Origin of the sequence: Streptomyces sp. SID14515 (assembly GCF_010548505.1) — a bacterium.
GTDB lineage: Bacteria > Actinomycetota > Actinomycetes > Streptomycetales > Streptomycetaceae > Streptomyces > Streptomyces caviscabies.
In genome coordinates this window covers 60359-81195 of record NZ_JAAGMH010000121.1, presented here as the reverse complement: position 1 = coordinate 81195, position 20837 = coordinate 60359, and the positions used below count along the sequence as shown (strand labels likewise).

The 20837-nt window shown below is 71.1% G+C and carries 16 protein-coding genes and 1 tRNA gene; 8 read left to right on the top strand and 9 right to left on the bottom strand.

Annotated elements, in window-relative coordinates; all coding sequences use genetic code 11:
* Positions 1-68: 68 nt before the first annotated feature.
* Positions 69-1142 carry a helix-turn-helix transcriptional regulator gene (locus tag G3I54_RS28955; protein WP_164618677.1) on the top strand — a complete coding sequence of 358 codons (1074 nt, stop codon included), beginning with the start codon at positions 69-71 and terminating at the stop codon, positions 1140-1142.
* A 57-nt stretch (positions 1143-1199) separates the two neighbouring features.
* Here the strand turns inward: G3I54_RS28955 and G3I54_RS28950 are convergent, their stop codons facing one another.
* Complete coding sequence (locus G3I54_RS28950) at positions 1200-2420, bottom strand: S1 family peptidase (RefSeq protein ID WP_164618675.1); 1221 nt, start codon at positions 2418-2420, stop codon at positions 1200-1202.
* A gap of 327 nt (positions 2421-2747) precedes the next feature.
* Here G3I54_RS28950 and G3I54_RS28945 point away from each other — a divergent pair, with 327 nt between their 5' ends.
* Together G3I54_RS28945 and G3I54_RS28940 are read left to right on the top strand one after the other, a co-directional pair.
* Complete coding sequence (locus tag G3I54_RS28945) at positions 2748-3098, top strand: hypothetical protein (protein WP_343240455.1); 351 nt, start codon at positions 2748-2750, stop codon at positions 3096-3098.
* A 7-nt stretch (positions 3099-3105) separates the two neighbouring features.
* The gene (locus G3I54_RS28940; RefSeq protein ID WP_164618673.1) at positions 3106-6495 is read left to right on the top strand and encodes a hypothetical protein; all 3390 of its coding nucleotides are present in this window, start codon (positions 3106-3108) and stop codon (positions 6493-6495) included.
* A 118-nt stretch (positions 6496-6613) separates the two neighbouring features.
* On the opposite strand, the gene G3I54_RS28935 is transcribed toward G3I54_RS28940, so the two are convergent.
* The 7 genes from G3I54_RS28935 to galU all read right to left on the bottom strand — a co-directional run bounded on the left by G3I54_RS28935 (position 6614) and on the right by galU (position 12313).
* Positions 6614-6687 (bottom strand) — tRNA-Ala (locus G3I54_RS28935).
* A gap of 104 nt (positions 6688-6791) precedes the next feature.
* Positions 6792-8033, bottom strand: coding sequence for a gephyrin-like molybdotransferase receptor GlpR (gene glpR, locus G3I54_RS28930; RefSeq protein WP_343240454.1), 1242 nt, complete (start codon positions 8031-8033; stop codon positions 6792-6794).
* A 168-nt stretch (positions 8034-8201) separates the two neighbouring features.
* Complete coding sequence (locus G3I54_RS28925; RefSeq protein ID WP_164618670.1) at positions 8202-8831, bottom strand: GNAT family protein; 630 nt, start codon at positions 8829-8831, stop codon at positions 8202-8204.
* Positions 8832-8848: 17 nt separating this feature from the next.
* The gene (locus G3I54_RS28920; RefSeq protein WP_032766941.1) at positions 8849-9349 is read right to left on the bottom strand and encodes a MogA/MoaB family molybdenum cofactor biosynthesis protein; all 501 of its coding nucleotides are present in this window, start codon (positions 9347-9349) and stop codon (positions 8849-8851) included.
* A gap of 146 nt (positions 9350-9495) precedes the next feature.
* Positions 9496-9996 (bottom strand): cyclic pyranopterin monophosphate synthase MoaC, encoded by a 501-nt coding sequence (gene moaC, locus G3I54_RS28915; protein WP_164618668.1) that lies wholly within the window; start codon positions 9994-9996, stop codon positions 9496-9498.
* Between the two features lie 99 nt (positions 9997-10095).
* Positions 10096-11406, bottom strand: coding sequence for a gephyrin-like molybdotransferase Glp (glp, locus tag G3I54_RS28910; protein ID WP_164618666.1), 1311 nt, complete (start codon positions 11404-11406; stop codon positions 10096-10098).
* Between the two features lie 4 nt (positions 11407-11410).
* Complete coding sequence (gene galU / locus G3I54_RS28905; protein ID WP_164618664.1) at positions 11411-12313, bottom strand: UTP--glucose-1-phosphate uridylyltransferase GalU; 903 nt, start codon at positions 12311-12313, stop codon at positions 11411-11413.
* Positions 12314-12406: 93 nt separating this feature from the next.
* Between galU and G3I54_RS28900 the strand changes: the two genes are divergently transcribed.
* Positions 12407-13012, top strand: coding sequence for a 5-formyltetrahydrofolate cyclo-ligase (locus tag G3I54_RS28900; protein WP_164618661.1), 606 nt, complete (start codon positions 12407-12409; stop codon positions 13010-13012).
* A gap of 96 nt (positions 13013-13108) precedes the next feature.
* Here the strand turns inward: G3I54_RS28900 and G3I54_RS28895 are convergent, their stop codons facing one another.
* Positions 13109-15853 (bottom strand): penicillin acylase family protein, encoded by a 2745-nt coding sequence (locus G3I54_RS28895; RefSeq protein WP_164618659.1) that lies wholly within the window; start codon positions 15851-15853, stop codon positions 13109-13111.
* A gap of 217 nt (positions 15854-16070) precedes the next feature.
* Here G3I54_RS28895 and G3I54_RS28890 point away from each other — a divergent pair, with 217 nt between their 5' ends.
* The 4 genes from G3I54_RS28890 to G3I54_RS28875 all read left to right on the top strand — a co-directional run bounded on the left by G3I54_RS28890 (position 16071) and on the right by G3I54_RS28875 (position 20689).
* Positions 16071-17714, top strand: a complete 1644-nt coding sequence (locus tag G3I54_RS28890; protein WP_164618845.1) for a potassium/proton antiporter — start codon at positions 16071-16073, stop codon at positions 17712-17714.
* A 299-nt stretch (positions 17715-18013) separates the two neighbouring features.
* Entirely contained in the window at positions 18014-19294 is a 1281-nt protein-coding gene (locus tag G3I54_RS28885) for an MFS transporter (protein WP_164618657.1), read from the top strand.
* Between the two features lie 66 nt (positions 19295-19360).
* Positions 19361-19711, top strand: coding sequence for an FmdB family zinc ribbon protein (locus tag G3I54_RS40185; RefSeq protein WP_164618655.1), 351 nt, complete (start codon positions 19361-19363; stop codon positions 19709-19711).
* Positions 19712-19813: 102 nt separating this feature from the next.
* Positions 19814-20689 (top strand): S-methyl-5'-thioadenosine phosphorylase, encoded by an 876-nt coding sequence (locus G3I54_RS28875; RefSeq protein WP_164618653.1) that lies wholly within the window; start codon positions 19814-19816, stop codon positions 20687-20689.
* Positions 20690-20837 lie beyond the last annotated feature (148 nt).

Genomic DNA, 20837 nt, shown 5'->3' with positions numbered 1-20837 from the left:
CGGTGGTCAACCAGTATGCGGGGGCCTGTCGGCCGTCCCGCCGAGAGGCTGCCGGAAACGGGAGGGACATGTCGAGCAGAACGGACACCGAAGAGGCGCGCGCCACCGAAGCGCGGGTCACCGATACGTGCCTCACCGACCCACGCGCCACCGAGGCGCATGCCACCGCGGCGCGGACGGGCGAGGCCATCACCACCTCGGCCCTGCACGCGGCGGCGACCGGCGCCGACACCTTCCCCGGCGTCCTGCGGGAGGCGCTGAACCGCCGCGGGCTGTCCCTGGAGCGGGTGAGCGAGCGGCTCAGGGTGCGCGGCATCACCATCAGCCAGGCCACCCTCAGCAGCTGGCAGCGCGGCCGCAGCCAGCCCGAACGGGCCCGGTCCCTGCGGGCGGTGGACGTGCTGGAGGAGATCCTGGAGCTGCCTGCCGGAGCCCTGCGCTCGCTGCTCGGCCCGCGCCGCCCGCGCGGCCGGATCACCCCGCCCGGTGCGGAGGGGGCGGCGCTCCAGATCCTCGGGGAGGACTCGGTGGTGGAGAAGGCGCTCGGCGCACGGTTCCGCCACTTCAACCAGGAGACCAGTTCGCTGCTCGTCCACGACATCGTGAAGATCGGCGAGAGCGGCACGATGAGCGGGATCTCCACCACGAACGTGCTGCGGGCCAGCCGGGCGGGGGCGGACCGGGCGATCTTCGTGCTCAGCTTCGACGACGAGGCGGCCGAGCCCGTCGACATCAGGGTCACCTGCGGACGCCTCGTCGAGGCCACGTACCTGAAGGGGCTGAAATCCCTGGTGCTGGAGATCCACTTCGGCCGGGAACTGGCCAAGCTGGACACCACGGTGGTGAGTTACGCGGTCGATGTGAGCCCGTCCGACACCCCGGCCACACACTACGAGCGCTGGTCGCGGACGAACCTCCACGAATACCTCCAGCAGGTCTTCTTCCACCCGGGCGCCCTGCCGACGGACTGCCACCGCTACGTCCGGGACAAGGTCGGCGAACCGCCCCGCGGCCGGCGGCGTATCCCGCTGAGCGACGCGCACAACGTCCATGTGCTCACCTCCCGGTGCAAGCCCGGGGTCCACGGGGTGGCATGGGACTACGGGCCGGGAACAGGTGGAACGGGAGACCGCCCAGGATGAGTGGACGGTCTCCCGCGTCTGGGGGGTGGCCTTGGCCGGTCTTGAACTGCGGTGCTGTTACTTGGTGTTGAGCGTCAGCCCGTAGTACGCGAGGGCGTCGTCGAGCGGCTGGAAGTAGGAGGAGCCGGGCGAGTTGACCTGGCCGTTGCAGCGCTGGTTGCTGGGACCGCCGGACGTCATGCCCTGGGCCTGGTCACCGGAGATGTACGCGCCTCCGCTGTCCCCTCCCTGGGTGCAGACGCTGGAGCTCGCCAGGCCGGTCACGACGGTGTCCGGGCCGCCGTTCTGGTCGGTGTAGGTGACGCTGACGTTGTACGAGCCGACCTTGCCGCAGGTCCACTGGGTGGTCTGGCCGGACTTGCAGAGCGCCGCGCCGGAGGGGGCCCGCTTGCTGCCCTTGACCGGGACGGTGCCGGCCTTGCCGTACGTGGTGACGTCGAGGCCGATCGAGTTGCCGGCGTCGACGGCGGCGATGCCCATGTCCACGCTGCGGGTGCCCAGCGCGAACCGGGTGTGGGTGCCCTTGGCGAACCGGGTGCCGTTGTAGGCCAGTTCGGGCAGGTCCTCGATGCAGTGCCCGGCGGTCACGAGCACCTGCTTGCCGTTGCGGTCCTTGGCGCCGTAACCGACGGAGCAGAGGTAGCCGTTGAAGGTCATCCGGCTGCCGGGCGGAACGACGGCCTGGGTCTCCAGCTTCTCCTGCCCCTTGACGACGCGTACGGCGTCGCCGTTGCTCTTCGCGGCCTTGAGGAAGCTGCGGGTGGCGGCGTCGGAGTCACCGTTGACCTCGACGGTCACGGTGTCCGAAGCGAGGTCGACGGACCACGCGGACACCCCGGCCGGGGCGCTCTTGAGCGCCTTGGCGTCGAGCTCGGCCTTGATGCGGTCGAGCTTGCTCTCACCGCGCTCGGGGACCCGGGCCTTGAGGCCGGCAGCGCGGACTTCCTCGGCCGCCTCGGCGTCGGCGGCGTTGACGACCAGCGAACCGTCGGCGGCGAAGAAGGCGCCGAGCGTGCTGACCCGGTCCTTCCGCAACTCCGCGAACCGGTCCTGCTGCTGGGCCTCGCGGTCCAGCCGCTGCACCGCGGCCTTCTCGCTGACGCCCAGGGTGGTGGCGAGCGCCTTGACCATCTCCGGCTGGTACGCCGGCGCCGAGGGAGCCGAGGATTCCGTCGTCGAACCGGCGTAGGCCCCTGTGGCGACTCCGGCCGACAGAAGGGCGCCGATCGAGGCGGCGACGATGTATCTGCGCGCGTTCTTCTTCCTGCTGTGCTTCACGCGATTCCTTCCGCTACGCAGGCGAGCGTCCAGACAATGGGGGGGTGGCCACACCGCGCCTGGGGAAGCGCGATGTGTTCCATGGACACTGCCCGGCGGCGATGACATGTTCCTGTCGCCGCGCCTCGAACTCTGGCGCAGCCGGAACTGCCGCGACAAGAAGCGACGGCGGGGCTCTTTTCTACAGAACTGGCCGAGAACTGTAGAGAGATCGGCGAAAAGCGCAGGTGCAGACCTTTGCGCCCGGCAATGCGAGCGCGTCCGAGTCCAGCCCGAACACCATTCCCCAGCAGTAGAGTTGCCTTCCGAATAAGGAAGGACGCGGCCGTGAACAGTGCCCGAAGAACCGTACTGATGTGGACGGGCCTGGCGGTCGCCGTGCTCGCCGGAGCGCTGTCCTTCCTCAGCTGGGACCGGGCCGATCAGGTGGCCGGGGTGATCTCCGCCGTGGTAGGCGTGGCCGCCCTGGGGGTCGGCGTGTACGGGGCCCTCGGCCCGCCCCGCGGCCCCGACGTGCAGGTCAAGGCAACGGGCGGAGCGATGTCCCGCGGCGGCGAGGCCAACACCGGCTTCATCGCCCCGGCCTCCACCGGCACGCCGGGCGCGGTCTCCGTCAGCGACACCGGCGACGCGGAGGCCGACGGGGGCAACGCGAACACCGGCTTCCGGCAGGGGTAGCGGCGCGGTGGCCGAGGGCAGGATCGGGGTGAAGGGAACGGGCGACGCGTCGGCGGAGGGCGGCGTCGCGTTCTCGAACACCGGGGTCTTCATCGGCTCGGCGAACATGGCCGCACCACGGATCGCTGTGTCGGGCTACCTGCTCCAGGTCGAGCGGGTGGCCGCGGCCGATTTCCGTGGACGTGAGGCCGAGCTTTCGGAGTTGGCGTCCTTCAGTACGGAGACACGCTCGGAAGACGTCTCCGGAAAGAACTACTGGCGCTGGCTGGCCCCCGCCTGGGCCGGAAAGTCCGCCCTGCTGGCCGACTTCGTCCTGCGTCCGCCGCCCGGAATCGACGTCGTCTCGTTCTTCATCACCTCCCGCATGGCGGGCCAGAACGACGCGGCGGCCTTCTGCGAGGTCGTCCAACGGCAGCTGTACGCCCTGCTGCGGGAGGAGGAGCCGCTCAGCACACCCCACACCCGCGACGAGCAGATGCGGCTCGCCCTGAACCGTACGGCGGAACACTGCGCCGCACAGGGCCGCCGGCTCGTGCTCGTGGTGGACGGGTTGGACGAGGACCACGGCATCACCTCCGGGCCGGGCGGCCACAGCATCGCCGCGCTGCTGCCGCGTACGCCTCCGCACGGCATGCGGATCATCGTGGCCGGCCGCCCGCACCCGCCCGTACCGGAGGACGTGCCCGCCGACCACCCCCTGCACACCACGGAGATCAACCACTGGCTGAAGCCCTCCCCGCACGCCCAAGCAGCCCGCCGGGACGCGGAGGAGGACCTGCTGCGGCTGCGCGACGCCGGCGGTCTGGGATGGGACCTCGTCGGCCTGACGGTGGCGGCCGGCGGCGGTCTCAGCGCGAGCGACATCGCCGCGCTGTCCGGGAGCCGGCCCCGCCTGGTGGAGCGCGAGCTGTCCGCCGTCAGCGGCCGAAGCTTCCGCCGCCGCTCCGCGCACTGGACGCCGGACGGCCCCGAGGTCTACCTCCTGGCCCACGAGGAGATCCAGCGCAGCGCCGCGGACCTGATCACGGCCGCGGAGCTGACGGACTGCCGCGCCCGCCTGCACCGGTGGGCACAGACGTACCGGAGCGCGGGCTGGCCCGCCACGACACCCGAGTATCTGCTGCGCGGGTACGCCCAGCGCCTGCGAGAACTGGGCGACACCGGGCGGCTGGTGGAGCTGGTGTGCGACGCGGAACGGCACGAGCGGTTGTGGCAGGTCACCGGGGCGGACCTCGAAGCGCTCAGCGAGTTGTCGGCTTCCCTGGACCAGCTGCTGTCGGACGGCACGCGGAACGGGGACGTGGACGTCTCCGCCGCTCTGCGCCTGGCCGCCGCCCGCGACGGGCTGCACGAACGGACGGGTGCCCTGCCGCGCGATCTGATCGGCCTGTGGGCGCGGCTCGGGCATACGGACCGCGCCGTCAGCATGGCGAAGTCGCGGCACGATCCGGGCACCCGGGTGAGCGCTCTGGTGGCCGTCGCCCTAGCGTTCGCCGCATCCGGGCAACCGGCTCGGGCCCTCGAGCTGACGTACAACGTGGAGACCTTCAAGGACCGGGACCTCCTCCTGGCGGCGACCGCGGAGGGACTGGCGGAAGCCGGCCGGTACACCGATGCCCTGCTGATGACGTCCGTGGTGAAGGACGAGGAACGGTGGACGGAAGCTCTCGTCGCCGTCGTCAAGACGGCGGCCGAGGCAGACGTACGGCGGCAGCCGGAAGTGAGGGCGACTGTCGTCCAGCACGCGGCCGAGGCAGTACGGGCCGTCGATTCCGCTGCCGACACCACCCACCACCCTGAGCTGTACGCCGACCTAGCCTGCGCGTTCTCGTTGCTCGGGGAGGACGGCCAGGCTCAGGCGGCGATGGAGCGCGCTCTCTCCTCCACGGCGGACGCAGAGGTGTTCCGACAGGCTCAGAACCTCAGCTTCATCGCCGTACGCCTGGCGAAAGCGCCTCGCCTCGCGGCGTCGGCGGCCGAGATCGCCCTCAGATCCGCCGAGTTGGCCGCGACGACAACGGACCTGCAGGAGTTCGCCTGGCTCTTCCCCGAGGTCGCCGCCGGCCTGGCAGCGGTCGGGGAGCACGAACGGGCGGAGCGGATCGTCGAACGGTTCCTCCCCGACCCGGCCGACCGCGACGAGGAGCTGTGCGCCATCGCGACGGCCATCGCCGAATCAGGCGACCCGGACGGAGCGCTGGAGTCGGCCGAGCGGATCGCCACTCCGGTCTTCCGGTCGAAAGCTCTGACCGCCGTAGGAACGGCATGGGCGAAGGCCGCACAGCCGACGCTCTGCGCGCACCTGGCGGTGCGGAACCTCCATGCGATCAGCCAGGTGTCCTCCCCGGGCTGGCAGGTGGACCTTCGGGTCCGTCTGGCGGAATCACTGCTCCGAGCGGGTCGCCCGGAGCTTGCCGAACCGGTGGTGGCGGCGGCCACGGACCTCGCGCGGGTCAGCCGGGCGCCGCGCGGCAAGGTGACGCCGCAGATCGCGGTGGCCGGTGCACTGATCTCGGCGGGCGCTGATGACGCGGCGTACGCCCTCGTGCGGTGGGCCGAGGAATCGGCCGAGCCGGAGGACGGATACGCCCGGGTGCTGGACATGGTGGAGGTGGTCAAGGGGCTGCACCACACCGGCCGGGACGACCGGAAGAACGCTCTGCTCGCCTCCCTGCTCGAAGAGACCCGGCAAAGGCTGTCCATCTCGCAGTACTCCCACGCCATGGAGAAGATCGCCATGGCGTTCGGCGCGACGGGCAGCCCGGACCGGGCCCGCGAGGTGGCTCAGGAACTCCTGTACGAGGCAAGAGCCCTGGACAGCCCCTACCAGCAGAGCTGGCACAGGTACAGCGCCGCAGGCGCCTTCCTCGCGGCGGGGGACATCGATGAGGCCCTGGCTCTCACCACGTCTCTGCCGGAGGACATAGTGCACGAATTCCTCTCCGCCGTCGTGGCGAAGCTCGTCGAGACAGGCGATCTGAACCGGGCGGAACGACTGACCGAGGATTCGTTGGGGCCCGGTGCGGACGAACACGGCCTCGGGCACCTGGCGGCGGGCACAGCAGCCGCCGGCGACCTCCCCCGTGCCATCGCCCTGCTCGACGAGATCTTCAGCCCCGCCCTGCGGGACAGGAGCACGGCCGATGTCGTCCAGGCCGCGGCCCGGGCGGGCGCGACGGAGGCAACCCTCGCCCTGGCCGACTCCATCAGCGAGCCGGACAGCCGCAGCGAAGCCATCGGAGCCATCGCCCACTCACTCGGCCCCACCCCGACGGCCCGTCTCCTCCTCGCCAAGGCACTGTCCCTGGGCCCCTGGGACCAGTTGGTCGAGGCGATCGCCGGTGTGGCGCCCGAGCAGCTGCCCCTGCTGGCGTCCCTGTCCCGGGGCGAGCGGTAGTCCCGTCCCGGGCGGGGATGCGGCGACGAGTGGCCGGAAACGACGAGATCCCGCCCCGCCTTCCGGCGGAACGGGATCTCGTGACGTTTCTTGAGAGCTACTCAAGAACTGTCGGTTGTGGACCTGTGGGGATTTGAACCCCAGACCCCCTCGATGCGAACGAGGTGCGCTACCAGACTGCGCCACAGGCCCTTGCGACGTGTGAAACTCTAGCACCCTCATGGGGGTGCTTGGAAATCCGTTCCTCCGCTGGTCAGCGGTGTCGGGCTTCCCGGGCCCCCGGCGCCCCCGCCGCCTCACTCATTGGCCGCGCGCGGCCGGTCCTCGTCGTCGTACTGGTCGAAGAGCGGGGTCCGGCCCCGGTCGCGGTTGCGGCGGGACTGGTTCGTGCGCTGGCGCGGGGCCGGGTCGACCGCGGGGGGCGTCGGGTGCGACGTGCCGGTCTGGCTGGGCTCGGCGGTGCTGGAGCGGGCCGCGCTCCAGGTCTCCGGGTCGCCGACCTCCACGCCGCCCGTGGCCCGGGGGGCGACGGGCGCGGTGACATAGGTGGGCAGCGGTACGGGGACGGGCTCCCAGCTGTCGCCCTGGACACGGCCGCGTTCGCGCTGCTGGTCCACCCACTCCGCGTGGTCCGTCTGCTCGACGAGGGCGCGCCGGCCGGCCTCCTGGGGGGAGACCGTGGGCGTGGGCTCCGGCTCCGGGTGGTGGGCCTCGGAGTCGTCGTCAGGCTCGGCGGGGGCGGGGGCCGCGGGCTGGTGCCTGCGGGGACGGTTCTCGCGCAGGCGCTGGGCCGCGACCTCGGCCCGGCGACGGTCCATCGTGAAGGCGAACCGTCGGCGTTCCTGGGCGCGCAGATGCACGATGTACGTGCTCAGCAGCACGGCCGGTACCGCCGGGGCCCACAGGAAGCCGAGGCCGCCGACCGCCGCGACGACCGCGCCGGCGGTGAAGGCCAGGAAGAGGACGACGGTGGTCCGCCTGCGCCGGGCCAGGACCTGGGAGCGCTGGGCGCGCCGGGCCCGCTCGGCGTCGGCCGCGCCGGAGCGGGGTCGCCGCTGGGCGGGGGGCGCGTGCTCCGCGGGGCGCTCACCGGACCGGCGTTCGTTCGGCTGACGGTCCGACGGCTGATGCCCCGCCCGACGATCGTGCGCCGGACGGTCATGCGCCGGACGGTCGTGCGCCTGGCGGTCGGAAGCCTGGTGGTCCGGGACGCGCTCGGGCGCGTGCGCCGGGTCGCTCAGCCTGGCTTCCGTGTGCGCCGGAGGCGCGGCAAAGGCCCGGACGTCCACGGATTCCATACGGTCCGTTTCCCGGTCCGGGTCGACGTCGGGCGCCGCCTCCTCGGCGGTGCGCTCCCGCAGCTCCTTGGCGTACCGGCGCTCCATCGCCGCCCGTCCGGACACCAGCCGGATGGCGGTGCTGAAGCGTTCCGTCGGACGGGCTTCGTTGAGCTCGTCCTGCCTGCGGAGCCACATCGGCACCAAGTAGGCGGCCCAGGCCCCGACGATGACTGCGTAGATGAGGCCGCTGCTGCTCACGCTCACACCGTAGAGGGGTTTGCGCGGAAGGATCCGCCAATTGGCTCGGTGTGTCGCACGATCCGGCTGATATCACGGACTTTTTTTGTGATTGTTCGGATCAACAGCCGCCGATAGCCCGACCCAATGCGGTCATCCGACGGTCATCCCGCGATCAAATTCGAACACTTATTTTATTTCGTCGGACGGTCCGGGGCTTCTCGGCGTCACCGGGCGCGACCGGCGCCAGCGCCGGAGCATCCCCTCGGGCACTTCCTCGGCGGTGAGGGCGAAGATCAGGTGGTCGCGCCAGGCCCCGTCGATGTGGAGATAGCGCGGGCGCACGCCCTCCGAGCGGAATCCGAGTTTCTCCACCACCCGGCGGCTGGGCCCGTTCTCCGGGCGAATGCAGACCTCGATGCGGTGCAGGCCCACGGTGCGGAAGCAGTGGTCCACGGCGAGTGCCACGGCCGTCGGCATGACCCCGCGCCCGGCGACGCCCCGGTCGACCCAGTAGCCGATGTGCCCGGAGCACATCGAGCCCCAGGTGATCCCCGCGACCGTGAGCTGACCGACCAGCCGGCCCTCGTACTCGATGGCGAACGGCAGCATCCGCCCCGCGTTCGCCTCGGCGCGCAGATGGCGGACCATCTGCCGGTACGTGGGGCGCTGCGCCATCGGGCCGCCGGGGGCGGGCGGCGGGACGGTGGCTTCCCAGGGGCGCAGCCAGTCGCGGTTGCGCCGGTTGACCTCGCGCCACATCCGCTGGTCACGCATCTTTATCGGGCGCAGGACGATCTCGCCGTCGGTCAGCGTCACCGGCCAGGTCGCGATGTTCAGCTCGGGCTCCCCGGTCGGGGGTGGTCGCCGCCGCGGAGCTGGTCGACGGCGTGCACCAGAAGCCTGCCGAGGACCGCGAGTCCGTCCTTCACCCCGCCGGTGGAGCCGGGGAGGTTGACGATCAGGGTGCGGGAGGCGACGCCCGCGAGGCCCCGGGAGAGGGCCGCGGTCGGAACCTTGGCGAGGCCCTCGGCCCGGATCGCCTCCGGGATGCCGGGGATCTCGTGGTCGAGGACGCGGCGGGTGGCCTCGGGGGTGGCGTCGGTGGGTGAGATGCCCGTACCGCCGGTGGTGACGATCACGTCGTACCCGGCGGCGACGCCCGCGCGCAGGGCCGCCTCGACCGGGTCGCCGTCGGGGACCACCTGCGGGCCGTCGACCGTGAAGCCGAGGCCGGTCAGCGCCTCGGCGATCAGCGGGCCGCCCTTGTCCGCGTACACCCCGGCGGAGGCCCGGTTGGAGGCGGTGACGACGAGGGCGGCGTACGGAGAGAGCAACGCGGCTCCGGTGGGTTCCGGCCCCCCTGCCGGCTGCTCGTGGCCGGAGGCCCCTGGCCCCGACGCCTGCGCGTGCCCCTCGTGGCCGGAGGCCCCGGGCCCGGGCGCCCGCCCTTCGTGGCCGGACGCGGCCGGCTCGGGCGGCGTCACGCGTCCGGTCCCTCCGGCGCGGTGCGCCGGTAGTCGCCGGACTTGCCGCCCGACTTCGCCTCGACCCGTACGTCGGTGATGACCGCGCTCTTGTCGACCGCCTTGATCATGTCGACGACGGTCAGGGCCGCCACCGACACCGCCGTCAGGGCCTCCATCTCGACGCCCGTACGGTCCGTCGTCTTCACGGTGGCCGTGATCTCCACCGCGTCGTCGGCCACGCTCAGGTCGACCGTCACACCGGAGACGGCCAGCGGATGGCAGAGCGGGATCAGCTCCGGGGTGCGCTTGGCCCCCATGATCCCGGCGATCCGGGCGGTGGCGAGGGCGTCGCCCTTGGGGACTCCCTCGCCGCGCAGCAGCTCGATCACGCGCGGCGAGACGAGCACCCGGCCGGCGGCCCGGGCGACGCGGGTGGTGACGTCCTTCTCCGACACGTCGACCATGCGGGCCGCGCCCGCCTCGTCGATGTGCGTCAGCCTGTTCTGCGTACTCAACTCACTCCGCCTAGCGGTAGGGGCACCGATGGGCCTCGGACCCGGAGGGGGTCCCCCGGAAGGCACGGCGGCAGATACCGTACCGCCACCGGGCGGCGGTCAGCGGAGCAGGATCACGTCCGTCTCCGTGCCGGGCTCGACCGAGGTGACGTCCTCGGGCACCACGATCAGCGCGTCCGCCTGCGCGAGCGCGGCGATCAGATGCGATCCGGAACCGCCGACCGGAGTGACCGTGCCCGCCTCCGCGTCGTAGCGGCCGCGCAGGAACTGGCGGCGGCCGTCCGGCGAGGTGAGCGCCTTCTCGGCGCTCAGCTCCGCGCGGGCGGTGGGGCGGTGCACATCGGTGAGGCCCATCAGGGCGCGGATGGCGGGGCGGACGAACAACTCGAAGGAGACATAGCTGGAGACCGGGTTGCCCGGCAGGGCCAGCAACGGGGTGTGGTCCGGGCCGATCGAGCCGAAGCCCTGGGGTTTGCCCGGCTGCATGGCGAGCTTGCGGAACTCGATCCCGCTGCCCGGCTCGTCCTCGTCGCCGACGGAGGACAGCGCCTCCTTGACCACGTCGTACGCGCCGACGCTGACGCCGCCCGTGGTGACGACGATGTCCGCGCGGATCAGCTGGTCCTCGATCGTGGCGCGCAGCGTCTCGGCGTCGTCGGCGACCGCGCCGACCCGGTAGGCGATGGCTCCGGCGTCCCGGGCGGCGGCCGTCAGCGCGAAGCTGTTGGAGTCGTAGATCTGGCCGCCCGTCAGCGTCTCGCCGGGCTGGATCAGTTCGCTGCCGGTGGACAGGACGACCACGCGGGGGCGGGGCCGTACGACCACGGTCGAGCAGCCGATCGCCGCGAGCAGCCCGATCTGCGGCGGGCCGACGACCGACCCGGCGGCCAGCGCCAGATCGCCCGGCTTGACGTCGCTGCCGCGCTCGCGGACATGGGCGCCGGCGACGACGGGCCGGTGCACCCTGACCTCGCCGGTGGCGTCCTCGGGCGCGTCGCTGTGGGCGCGCATGGCGGCGGCCGGGCCCTCGCCCGTACCGCCGTCCGTCCATTCGACCGGGACGACGGCCTCCGCACCGGCGGGCAGCGGTGCGCCCGTCATGATGCGGGCGGCCTGTCCCGGTCCCACGACCTGGTCGTCGGCGAGCCCCGCGCTGCCCGCGGCGACGTCGCCGATGACGGTGAGGACCGCGGGGAACTCCTCGCTGGCGCCCTCGACATCGGCGATCCGGACCGCGTAACCGTCCATGGAGCTGTTGTCGAACGGCGGCAGGGCCACCTCCACGACGACGTCCTTGACGAGCACGCAGCCCTGGGCGTCCGGCAGCTGCAGCTCGATGGGCTCCAGCGGCCGCACCGCGGCGACGATGTCGTCCAGGTGTTCGTCGACCGACCAGATCGTGCTGCTCACGGGGTTACATCTCCTCAGCGACGTACTTGCGCAGCCAGGTCCGGAAGTCCGGCCCCAGGTCTTCACGTTCGCACGCCAGTCTGACAATGGCGCGCAGATAGTCGCTGCGGTCGCCGGTGTCATAGCGGCGGCCCTTGAAGACGACGCCGTGCACGGGGCCGCCGGTCTTCTCGTCGGCCGCGAGGAGCTGGAGCGCGTCGGTGAGCTGGATCTCGCCGCCGCGGCCCGGCTCGGTGTGTCGCAGTATGTCGAAGACCGCGGGGTCCAGGACGTACCGGCCGATGATGGCGAGGTTGCTGGGGGCGTCGGCCGGGTCCGGCTTCTCGACCAGGTCGGTGATGCGGACCACGTCGCTGTCGACGGTGGCGTCCGCGGCGGCGCAGCCGTAGAGGTGGACCTGCGAGGGGTCGACCTCCATCAGCGCGATGACGCTGCCGCCCTCACGCTCCTGGACCTCGACCATCCGGGCCAGCAGGGCGTCGCGCGGGTCGATCAGGTCGTCGCCGAGGAGCACCGCGAAGGGCTGGTCGCCCACGTGGGGGGCGGCGCACAGCACGGCGTGTCCGAGGCCGCGGGGGTCACCCTGGCGGACGTAGTGCATGGTGGCGAGGTCGCTGGACTCCTGGACCTTGGCGAGGCGTTCGGCGTCGCCCTTGCGGGTGAGCGCGGACTCCAGCTCGTAGTTGCGGTCGAAGTGGTCCTCGAGGGGACGCTTGTTGCGACCGGTGATCATCAGTACGTCGGAGAGTCCCGCTGCCACGGCCTCCTCGACGACATACTGGATGGCCGGCTTGTCGACGACAGGCAGCATCTCTTTCGGAGTGGCCTTCGTGGCGGGCAGGAACCGGGTGCCGAGACCTGCTGCCGGGATGACGGCCTTGCTGATCCTGGAGGGCGACTGAGTCATGTGCAGACCTTAACGGCTGCACACGGCCGGAAGCTGATATTCCGGTTAACTTCGTCCTTAAATATGCCCATACGAGAATCGTGCGAGTCTCTATTGAACACCGACAAGTCCGGCAAGGCGTCCGCGAAGAGCTCCCTGCGGCGCGAACTGCTCGCCGCGCGGGCCCTTCTGACGAAGGAGGACGCCGTGCGGGCCGCCGCGGTTCTCGCCGAAGCGGCCCTGGGCCTTCCCGAACTGGCCGACGCCCGTACGGTCGCCGCGTACGTCTCCGTGGGTCGCGAGCCAGGCACCCGTGCACTCCTGGAAGCGCTGCGCGGGCGCGGCGTGCGCGTGCTGCTGCCGGTGCTCCTGCCCGACAACGACCTGGACTGGGCGTCCTACGAGGGCCCGGAGCACCTGCTGCCGGCCGGGCGGGGGCTCCTTGAGCCGGACGGCCCACGGCTGGGCCCCGCCGCCGTCCTGGACGCCGACGCGGTGCTGCTGCCCGGCCTGGCGGTGGACGGGGCCGGGATGCGGCTCGGGCGGGGCGGCGGCAGTTACGACCGGGTGCTGGCCCGGCTGACGGCCGCCGGGGCGCACCCGGCGCTCGTCGTGCTCCTGTACGACGACGAGGTGGTCGCACGGGTTCCCTCGGAACCGCACGACCACCCGGTGGACGCGGTGGTCACACCGTCCGGAGCGCGGCGCTTCGCATCCTGAACCCCGGACAGGCGCCTGAACCCCGGACAGGCGAAAGCCCCTAGGGGCTCACGCGTGAGCCCCTAGGGGCTTCCTACCGGGCGCTCTTGGCGATCCCTACGGTTTCAGCGTCAGCGTGTCGACGGTGGACGCGTCGACCGCTTCCGTCCCGAAGGACCAGTCGAGCAGTTCACCGTCGACCCACTTGTCGGTCTGGTCGGTGTAGTGCGCGCTGAACGCGTGCCCGGAGGCCCCGCTGAGGTTGATCCAGCGGGACTTGTCCCAGTCCCCCACGTTGACGACCATCCGCATCGACGGCACCCAGACGACCTCGTAGCCGCTCGCCGCGTTCCAGCCGGTGGCGTTGACCGCCGCTTCGCCGCCGCCGAGGTTCCAGGGGCCGCGGTTGAGCGCCCGCTGGAGCAGGCCGGGGCCTTCGGTGCCGAGCGTCTGGTTCTTCAGCGTCAGGCGGTGCAGCCGGCCCCAGCTCCAGGTGGAGATGTTCTTGCCGAGCTTGGCCGTCAGCTCCCAGCGCGCGTCCTCCATCGCCCGGGCGAAGAGGTCGTCCCGGCTCTCCAGGGCGTCCTCGCGGCCCCGGGCGGGCGCCTTCCACCACTCGTTGTCCGGGTCGTCCATGATGTCGCGGACCACCTGGAACCAGCGGTCGCCGCCGTCCGGCTGCGCGGTGTCGCCGTCGCGCTGGCCGCACTCGCGGACGAGCTTCTTCTGCTGGTCCACCGGGCCGCTGTTCTTGGCCGGCGGCACATTGATGCAGTCGCCCTCGACGCGCATCTCCTTGGGAAGCTTGTTACCGAAGGCGAGCTTCAGGATGTTGCGCCAGACGCCGTTGAAGTACGCGGCGGCGGCCGAGTCGGGTTCCTGGGTGTAGTCCCAGCCCTCCAGCAGCTTCTGGGCCTCGCGGACGCTCGGGTCGGAGATGTTGATCTTCTTCAGCTCGGGCACCAGCAGCGCGGCGATCTCGCTGAAGTTGTCCATCTGCATCTTCTGCATGTCATCGGTCGAAACCTTCTCGCCGCCCTTGATCTTCTGGGCGAGGAGGTCGTTGATCCGCTGGCTGCGGGCTCCGTAGCCCCAGTCCTTGGTCAGGAGGTGCGGGTACTTCTTCTCGTCGATGACGGCCTGGTTGGCGGTGACGATGTAGCCGCGGTCCGGGTTGTACTCGTAGGGCAGCTGGTCGAAGGGGATGTAGCCCTTCCACGCGTACTTCGGGTCCCAGCCCGGGGCCGGGACCGTGCCGTCGTAGCCCTCGGAGCGGACCGGGATCTTGCCGGGCGCCTGGTAGCCGATGTTGCCCTCGGTGTCGGCGTAGATGAGGTTCTGCGAGGGGACCTCGAAGTACTCGGCGGCCTTCCGGAAGGTGGCGAAGTCCTTGGCCCGGTTGAGCGCGAAGACCGCGTCCATGGACTTGCCGGGCTCCAGCGCGGTCCACTTCAGCGCCACCGCGTAGCCGTCGGCCCGGTCGGGTGCGGCATTGCTGACGGGCGCCTTCTGGCCGACCTTGTCCAGTTCCTTGCTGCGGTCGGAGACCAGGGGGCCGTTGTTCGTCTCGCGGACGGTGATCGTCCGGTCCCTGCCGCCGGCGACCTTGATGGTCTCGTCGCGGGTCTTGAACGGCTTGGTCTCGCCGTCGTACAGATAGCCGTCGCCGGAGACCTTCTCCAGGAAGAGGTCGGTGACGTCGGCGCCCAGGTTGGTGAGGCCCCAGGCGATGTCCTGGTTGTGGCCGATGATCACACCGGGCATACCGGAGAACGTGTAGCCGGCCGTGTCGTACTGGCAGGTCTTGGAGAGCTCCCGGCAGTGCAGGCCCATCTGGTACCAGAGGGAGGGCAGCATCGGCGCGAGGTGCGGGTCGTTCGCGAGCAGCGCCTTGCCGGACGTCGTGTGCTTGCCGTCGACGACCCAGGAGTTCGAGCCGATGCCGTTGCCGTTCGGGCCGAGCAGCGCCGGGATCTCGTCGAGGGTGTCGGAGAGGGCGGAGAGCTGGGTGTTCAGGCCCTCGGTGGCGCCCTCGGGGGTCGTGGAGCCGACGTTGTCCGACGGGTTCGCCTCGGGGTCGAACTCGCCCGTGACCGGGGAGATCGCGCCCTGCTCGACGATCGGCCTGTTCTTCTTGTACGGGTAGCCGGGGTACAGGTCCTCGATCTGGTCCTTGTCGAGGCGGCTGGTCAGCAGCGACCGGTCGATCTCGTCCTGCATGTTGCCGCGCAGGTCCCAGGCCATCGCCTTGAGCCAGGCCACCGAGTCGACCGGGGTCCACTCGCCGGGCTTGTAGTCGTTGGTGAAGCCCAGCGCCGCGTACTCGACCGAGATGTCCCGGCCTTCCTTGCCCTTCAGGTACGCGTTGACGCCCTCCGCGTACGACTGGAGGTTCTTCTTGGTGCTCTCGTCGAGGACCTCGTCGTACTCCTTCTGCGCCACCTGCCGCCAGCCGAGCGTCCGCAGGAAGGAATCGGTCTCCACCTGGCCGGAACCGAACATCTCGGAGAGCCGGCCGGACGTCATGTGCCGCCGGACGTCCATCTCCCAGAAGCGGTCCTGGGCCTGGACGAAGCCCTGGGCGCGGAAGAGGTCGGCGTCGGAGTCCGCGTAGATCTGCGGAATCCCGTAGGAGTCACGTTTGACCTCGACGTCGCCGCTGAGGCCGTCGAGAGTCATCGACCCGGTGGTCTGCGGGTACGAGGCCCGCACGGTGGACACGGACCAGTACGCCCCGTACCCGACACCCGCGACGAGCGCCAGCACCAGGACGAGCACGATCAGGCGGGCGCGTCGCCCCTTCTTCCTGCCGGGCTTCTTCGCGTCGGAAGGGCCGGAAGAGGCGGTTGTGTTGGCGGGCATCGCTGTCCTTCGAGGGGCAGGGTGGTCCTGGGAGTGCAGGAGCAACCATAGGCGCAGCGGAGAAGCCACTCGGACGCGGTATGGGGATGCATCCATTTGCGTCTTCCTCGTACGAACACTCGAAGCCGTCAAGGAATCGTTAACGATTAGGTAAGGTAACGAAGTAACTGGCTGCCGGAGGACGATCCGGCAGGCGCACGCAGGGAAGGAACGGACCCTGACTGTCCACGCGCTCAACGAACTCCTGCTCGTCTGCTCGCTCGTCCTGCTCGTCGCCGTGGCGGCGGTACGGATCTCCTCGCGCAGCGGGCTCCCCAGCCTGCTCCTGTATCTCGGCATCGGGATCGCCCTGGGTCAGGACGGCATCTTCGACGTCAAGTTCGACAACGCCGAGCTGACGCAGGTGATCGGCTATGCCGCCCTGGTCGTCATCCTGGCCGAGGGCGGACTCGGAGCGAAGTGGAAAGAGGTCCGCCCCGTCCTGCCCGCCGCCGCGGTGGTCTCGACCGTCGGCGTCGCCATCAGCGTGGGCATCACCGCCTCGGCCGCGCACTATCTCGTCGGCCTCGACTGGCGCCAGGCCCTCATCATCGGCGCGGTCGTCTCCTCCACGGACGCCGCGGCCGTCTTCTCCGTCCTGCGCAGAGTGCCCCTGCCGTCGCGGATCACGGGTGTCCTGGAGGCCGAGTCCGGCTTCAACGACGCTCCGGTCGTCATCCTGGTCGTCGCGTTCTCCGCGGTCGGCCCGGTCGAGCACTGGTACGTCCTGGTCGGCGAGATCGCCCTGGAGCTGGCCATCGGCGCCGCGATCGGCATCACGGTGGGCTGGCTGGGCTCCCTGGGGCTGCGGCACGTGGCGCTGCCCGCCTCCGGCCTCTACCCGATCGCCGTGATGGCCATCGCCGTCTCCGCGTACGCAGCGGGCGCCATGGCCCACGGCAGCGGGTTCCTCGCCGTCTACCTGGCCGCGATGATCCTCGGCAACTCCAAGCTGCCGCACTGGCCCGCCACCCGCGGTTTCGCCGACGGGCTCGGCTGGCTGGCCCAGATCGGCATGTTCGTGCTGCTCGGCCTGCTGGTCACCCCGCATGACCTGGTCGACGACTTCTGGCCCGCCATCGTCGTGGGCCTGGTGCTGACCATGGTGGCGCGACCGCTGTCGGTCTTCCTGAGCCTCGCGCCGTTCCGGATGCCGGCCCGCGAGAAGGTCCTGATGTCCTGGGCCGGGCTGCGCGGGGCGGTGCCCATCATCCTTGCGACCATTCCGATGGTGTCCGGGGTGGAGGGCAGTACGAGAATCTTCAACATCGTGTTCGTCCTGGTCATCGTCTACACCCTGATCCAGGGTCCGACGCTGCCCTGGGTCGCGAGCAAGCTGAAGATCGCCGACGATCCGGCCGAGGCCGACGACCTGGGCATCGAGTCGGCCCCGCTGGAACGGCTGCGCGGCCATCTGCTGTCGGTCGCCATCCCCGCGAAGTCGAAGATGCACGGCGTGGAGGTCGGCGAGCTCCGGCTCCCGGCCGGCTCCGCGGTCACGCTGGTGGTCCGGGAGAACAAGAGCTTCGTGCCGTCCCCGGCGACGGTGCTGCGGCGCGGTGACGAGCTGTTGGTGGTGGCCACCGATCCGGTGCGCGACCGGACGGAGGAACGCCTGCGGGCGGTCGCCGAGGGCGGCAAGCTGGCCGGCTGGCTGGGCACGGGCGGATCGCCCGCTTCCGGCACGCCCGGTGCGGCGGGCCCCCAGGGCGGATCCGCCATCCCACAGGCGATGAAGCTGGCCAAGAAGCTCGGCGGGGCCGGCGCCGGCGCCAATGCCGGTGCCAACGGAAGCGGAAGCGGCGCGAAGACCCGCCCCTGAGAAGGCGTCGCAGATCACAGGCTGAAACGGAAGCCCTGTGTGCAATCACAGGCGCACAGGTCTTCCTGCCTGTAGCATGAAGGCAAACCTGATCGACCAACTCTGTCTGAAGCAGAGCTGGCGCGACCGTATGGCGGTCGTGGTGTCTCTTCGCCCGGCGTTTCTTCGCCGATTGCAGCGAGTCGCCCGGCATCTACCGCAGTTCCGCGCGAAGAGGACAGCTCTCGGCCGCTTCCGTCCGGCCCGCCCCACAAGGGCGCCGGGAAGCAGGGCTACCAGGCGGCAGAAAGGCAAGGACCGTGGCAACCACGGTCTCCGACCGCCCCGGATACGGGCAACTGCTGCGCACCCCCGGTGCGTGGACCTTCCTCCTCCCGGGCTTCGCCGCACGGCAGCCCTTCGCGATGCTGACCATCGGCATCGTCCTCCTCGTGCAGCACACGACCGGCTCGTACGGCAGCGCGGGCGCCGTCGCGGCGGTCTCCGGCGTCTCCATGGCGCTGTTCGCCCCGCAGACCGGCAAGCTCGCCGACCGCTTCGGCCAGCGTTCCGTCCTGCTGCCCGGGGTTCTCCTCCACGCCGTCTCGGTGAGCGCCCTGACCGTCCTGGCGCTGGCCGACGCGCCCCTGTGGGCGCTGTTCGTCGCCGCGGTGCCGACCGGCGCCTCGATCCCGCAGATCGGCCCCATGGTGCGGGCCCGGTGGGCGGCGCTGCTGGGGGCCACCCCCGACCGGCCCGCCTCGCCGCTGATGTCCACCGCGGCCGCGTTCGAGTCGGTGACGGACGAGTTCACGTTCGTCCTCGGCCCGGTGATCGCGACCGCGCTGTGCACCGGCGTGCACCCGGCGGCCGGCCTGATCACGGAAGCCGCCCTGACTCTGGTCGGCGGTCTGTTCTTCGCCGCGCAGCGCGCCACCCAGCCCGCCCCGCGCAACGCCGCCACCGCGGCCGAACCGCACGCCTCGGCGCTCTCCGTACCGGGCGTGCGCGTCCTGGCCATCACCTTCCTGGGCATCGGCGCGGTCTTCGGCGGAATGCAGGTTTCGCTGACCGCGTTCTCCGAGGAGATCGGCCACCCCGGCGTCAACGGTGTGCTCTACGGCATCTTCGCCGCGGGAAACATGCTGGCCGGCATCGCCTGCGGCGCCATCGCCTGGAAGAGCAGCCCGCGCCGTCGACTGATCGTCGGGTACGTGGCGCTGACCCTGACCGCGTCCGGCCTGTGGGCCGTCCACTCGGTGCCGCTGCTGGCCGGGCTCGGCCTGCTGGTCGGCCTCTGCATCGCCCCGGCGCTGATCAGCGGCTACACCCTGGTCGAGTCGCTGGTGCCCGCCACCGCCCGTACCGAGGCCTTCACCTGGCTGACGGGCGCGGTGGCGCTCGGACAGGCCGCGGCCGTGACCGTGGCGGGGCAACTCGCCGACGCCCATGGCGCGAGCACCGGATTCCTGGTGCCCCTGGCCGGAACCGCACTGGCCCTGGTGACCCTGCTGGCCCTGCGCTCACGGCTGACCCCCCGGTCCCCGGGACGCACCGTGGCACGTGGGATCGGTCACCGCGAGCCGGTCACGGTGGACTGATTCAAAGGAATACGTCAGTATGGAGCGTCGTTAGCACTCATTGAGTGAGAGTGCCAGGAGGAGCAAGTGCCGACCTATCAGTACCAGTGCACCGAGTGCGGCGAGGGCCTCGAGGCGGTGCAGAAGTTCACCGATGATGCCCTGACCGTGTGCCCGAGCTGCGACGGACGCCTCAAGAAGGTGTTCTCCGCGGTCGGCATCGTCTTCAAGGGTTCCGGTTTCTACCGGAACGACAGCCGTGGCTCGTCGTCGAGCAGCACGCCGGCGTCGGCGACCTCGAAGTCGTCCGACTCCACGTCGTCCTCGTCGTCGGGTTCGGACTCGAAGGCGAGCGCATCGTCCTCGTCCTCCTCGTCCGGCTCCTCCTCGTCGTCGGCCTCCGCGCCGGCCTCGTCGAGCGGTACGTCGGCCGCCTGAGCCCGCGTACGCCCCACCTGCTTTTCACCGGACCCCGCCGAGACCACTCGGCGGGGTCCGGTCGTGCGTCCCGGGAAACGCTCCTCCGGATACGGTGACCGCATGGCGAACGCACATACGGAATCGGGCTCCGGTACGGGTACCGAGGGTTCCGCGGAGATCGGTGTCATCGGCGGCTCGGGCTTCTACTCCTTCCTGGAGGACGTCACCGAGGTCTCCGTGGACACCCCTTACGGGAAGCCGAGCGACTCGGTCTTCCTCGGTGAGCTCGGCGGCCGGCGGGTGGCCTTCCTGCCCCGCCACGGACGTGGCCACCATCTGCCGCCGCACCGCATCAACTACCGGGCCAACCTGTGGGCGCTGCGCTCCGTCGGGGTCCGGCAGGTGCTCGGGCCGTGCGCTGTGGGCGGGCTGCGGCCGGAGTTCGGGCCGGGCACCCTGCTCGTCCCCGACCAGCTGGTGGACCGCACCAAGACCCGCGTACAGACCTATTACGACGGTGAGCCCCGGGCCGACGGGACCGTGCCGAACGTCGTCCACCTGGGCTTCGCCGACCCGTACTGCCCCGAGGGCCGGAAGGCCGCGCTGGCAGCGGCCCGCGGACGCGACTGGGAGCCGGTGGACGGCGGCACCCTGGTAGTGGTCGAGGGGCCCCGCTTCTCGACCCGCGCGGAATCGCGCTGGCATGCGGCGATGGGCTGGTCGGTCGTGGGCATGACCGGGCACCCCGAGGCGGTCCTGGCCCGTGAACTGGGGCTCTGCTACACCACGATGACCCTGGTGACCGACCTGGACGCGGGGGCCGAGGCGGGCGAGGGCGTCTCGCACGAGGAGGTGCTCCAGGTGTTCGCGGCCAATGTGGACCGGCTGCGCTCGGTGCTGTTCGACGCGGTGGCCGGGCTGCCGGAGAACGACAGCCGCAACTGCACCTGCGCCCACGCGCTGGACGGGATCGACACCGGGATCGCGCTGCCGTAGCGGGCAGCAGGGCGGGACTCACCGGGTCACAGGGCAGGCTTCACCGGATCAGGTGACGGAGTTGTCCACAGTGCGGGGACTGTCCACAGGCCTCAGCGGGTTCTGCTCGGACCGTGGAAAGTGAGGGGAGTCCGGCCGGGTCACACCG

Excerpts from the sequence above, each read along its gene's own strand:
- G3I54_RS28955 (WP_164618677.1), top strand. The coding sequence starts at position 69 with ATGTCGAGCAGAACGGACACCGAAGAGGCGCGCGCCACCGAAGCGCGG.
- galU (WP_164618664.1), bottom strand. The coding sequence starts at position 12,313 with ATGACTCAGTCGCCCTCCAGGATCAGCAAGGCCGTCATCCCGGCAGCA.
- G3I54_RS28895 (WP_164618659.1), bottom strand. The coding sequence starts at position 15,853 with ATGCCCGCCAACACAACCGCCTCTTCCGGCCCTTCCGACGCGAAGAAG.
- G3I54_RS28875 (WP_164618653.1), top strand. The coding sequence starts at position 19,814 with ATGGCGAACGCACATACGGAATCGGGCTCCGGTACGGGTACCGAGGGT.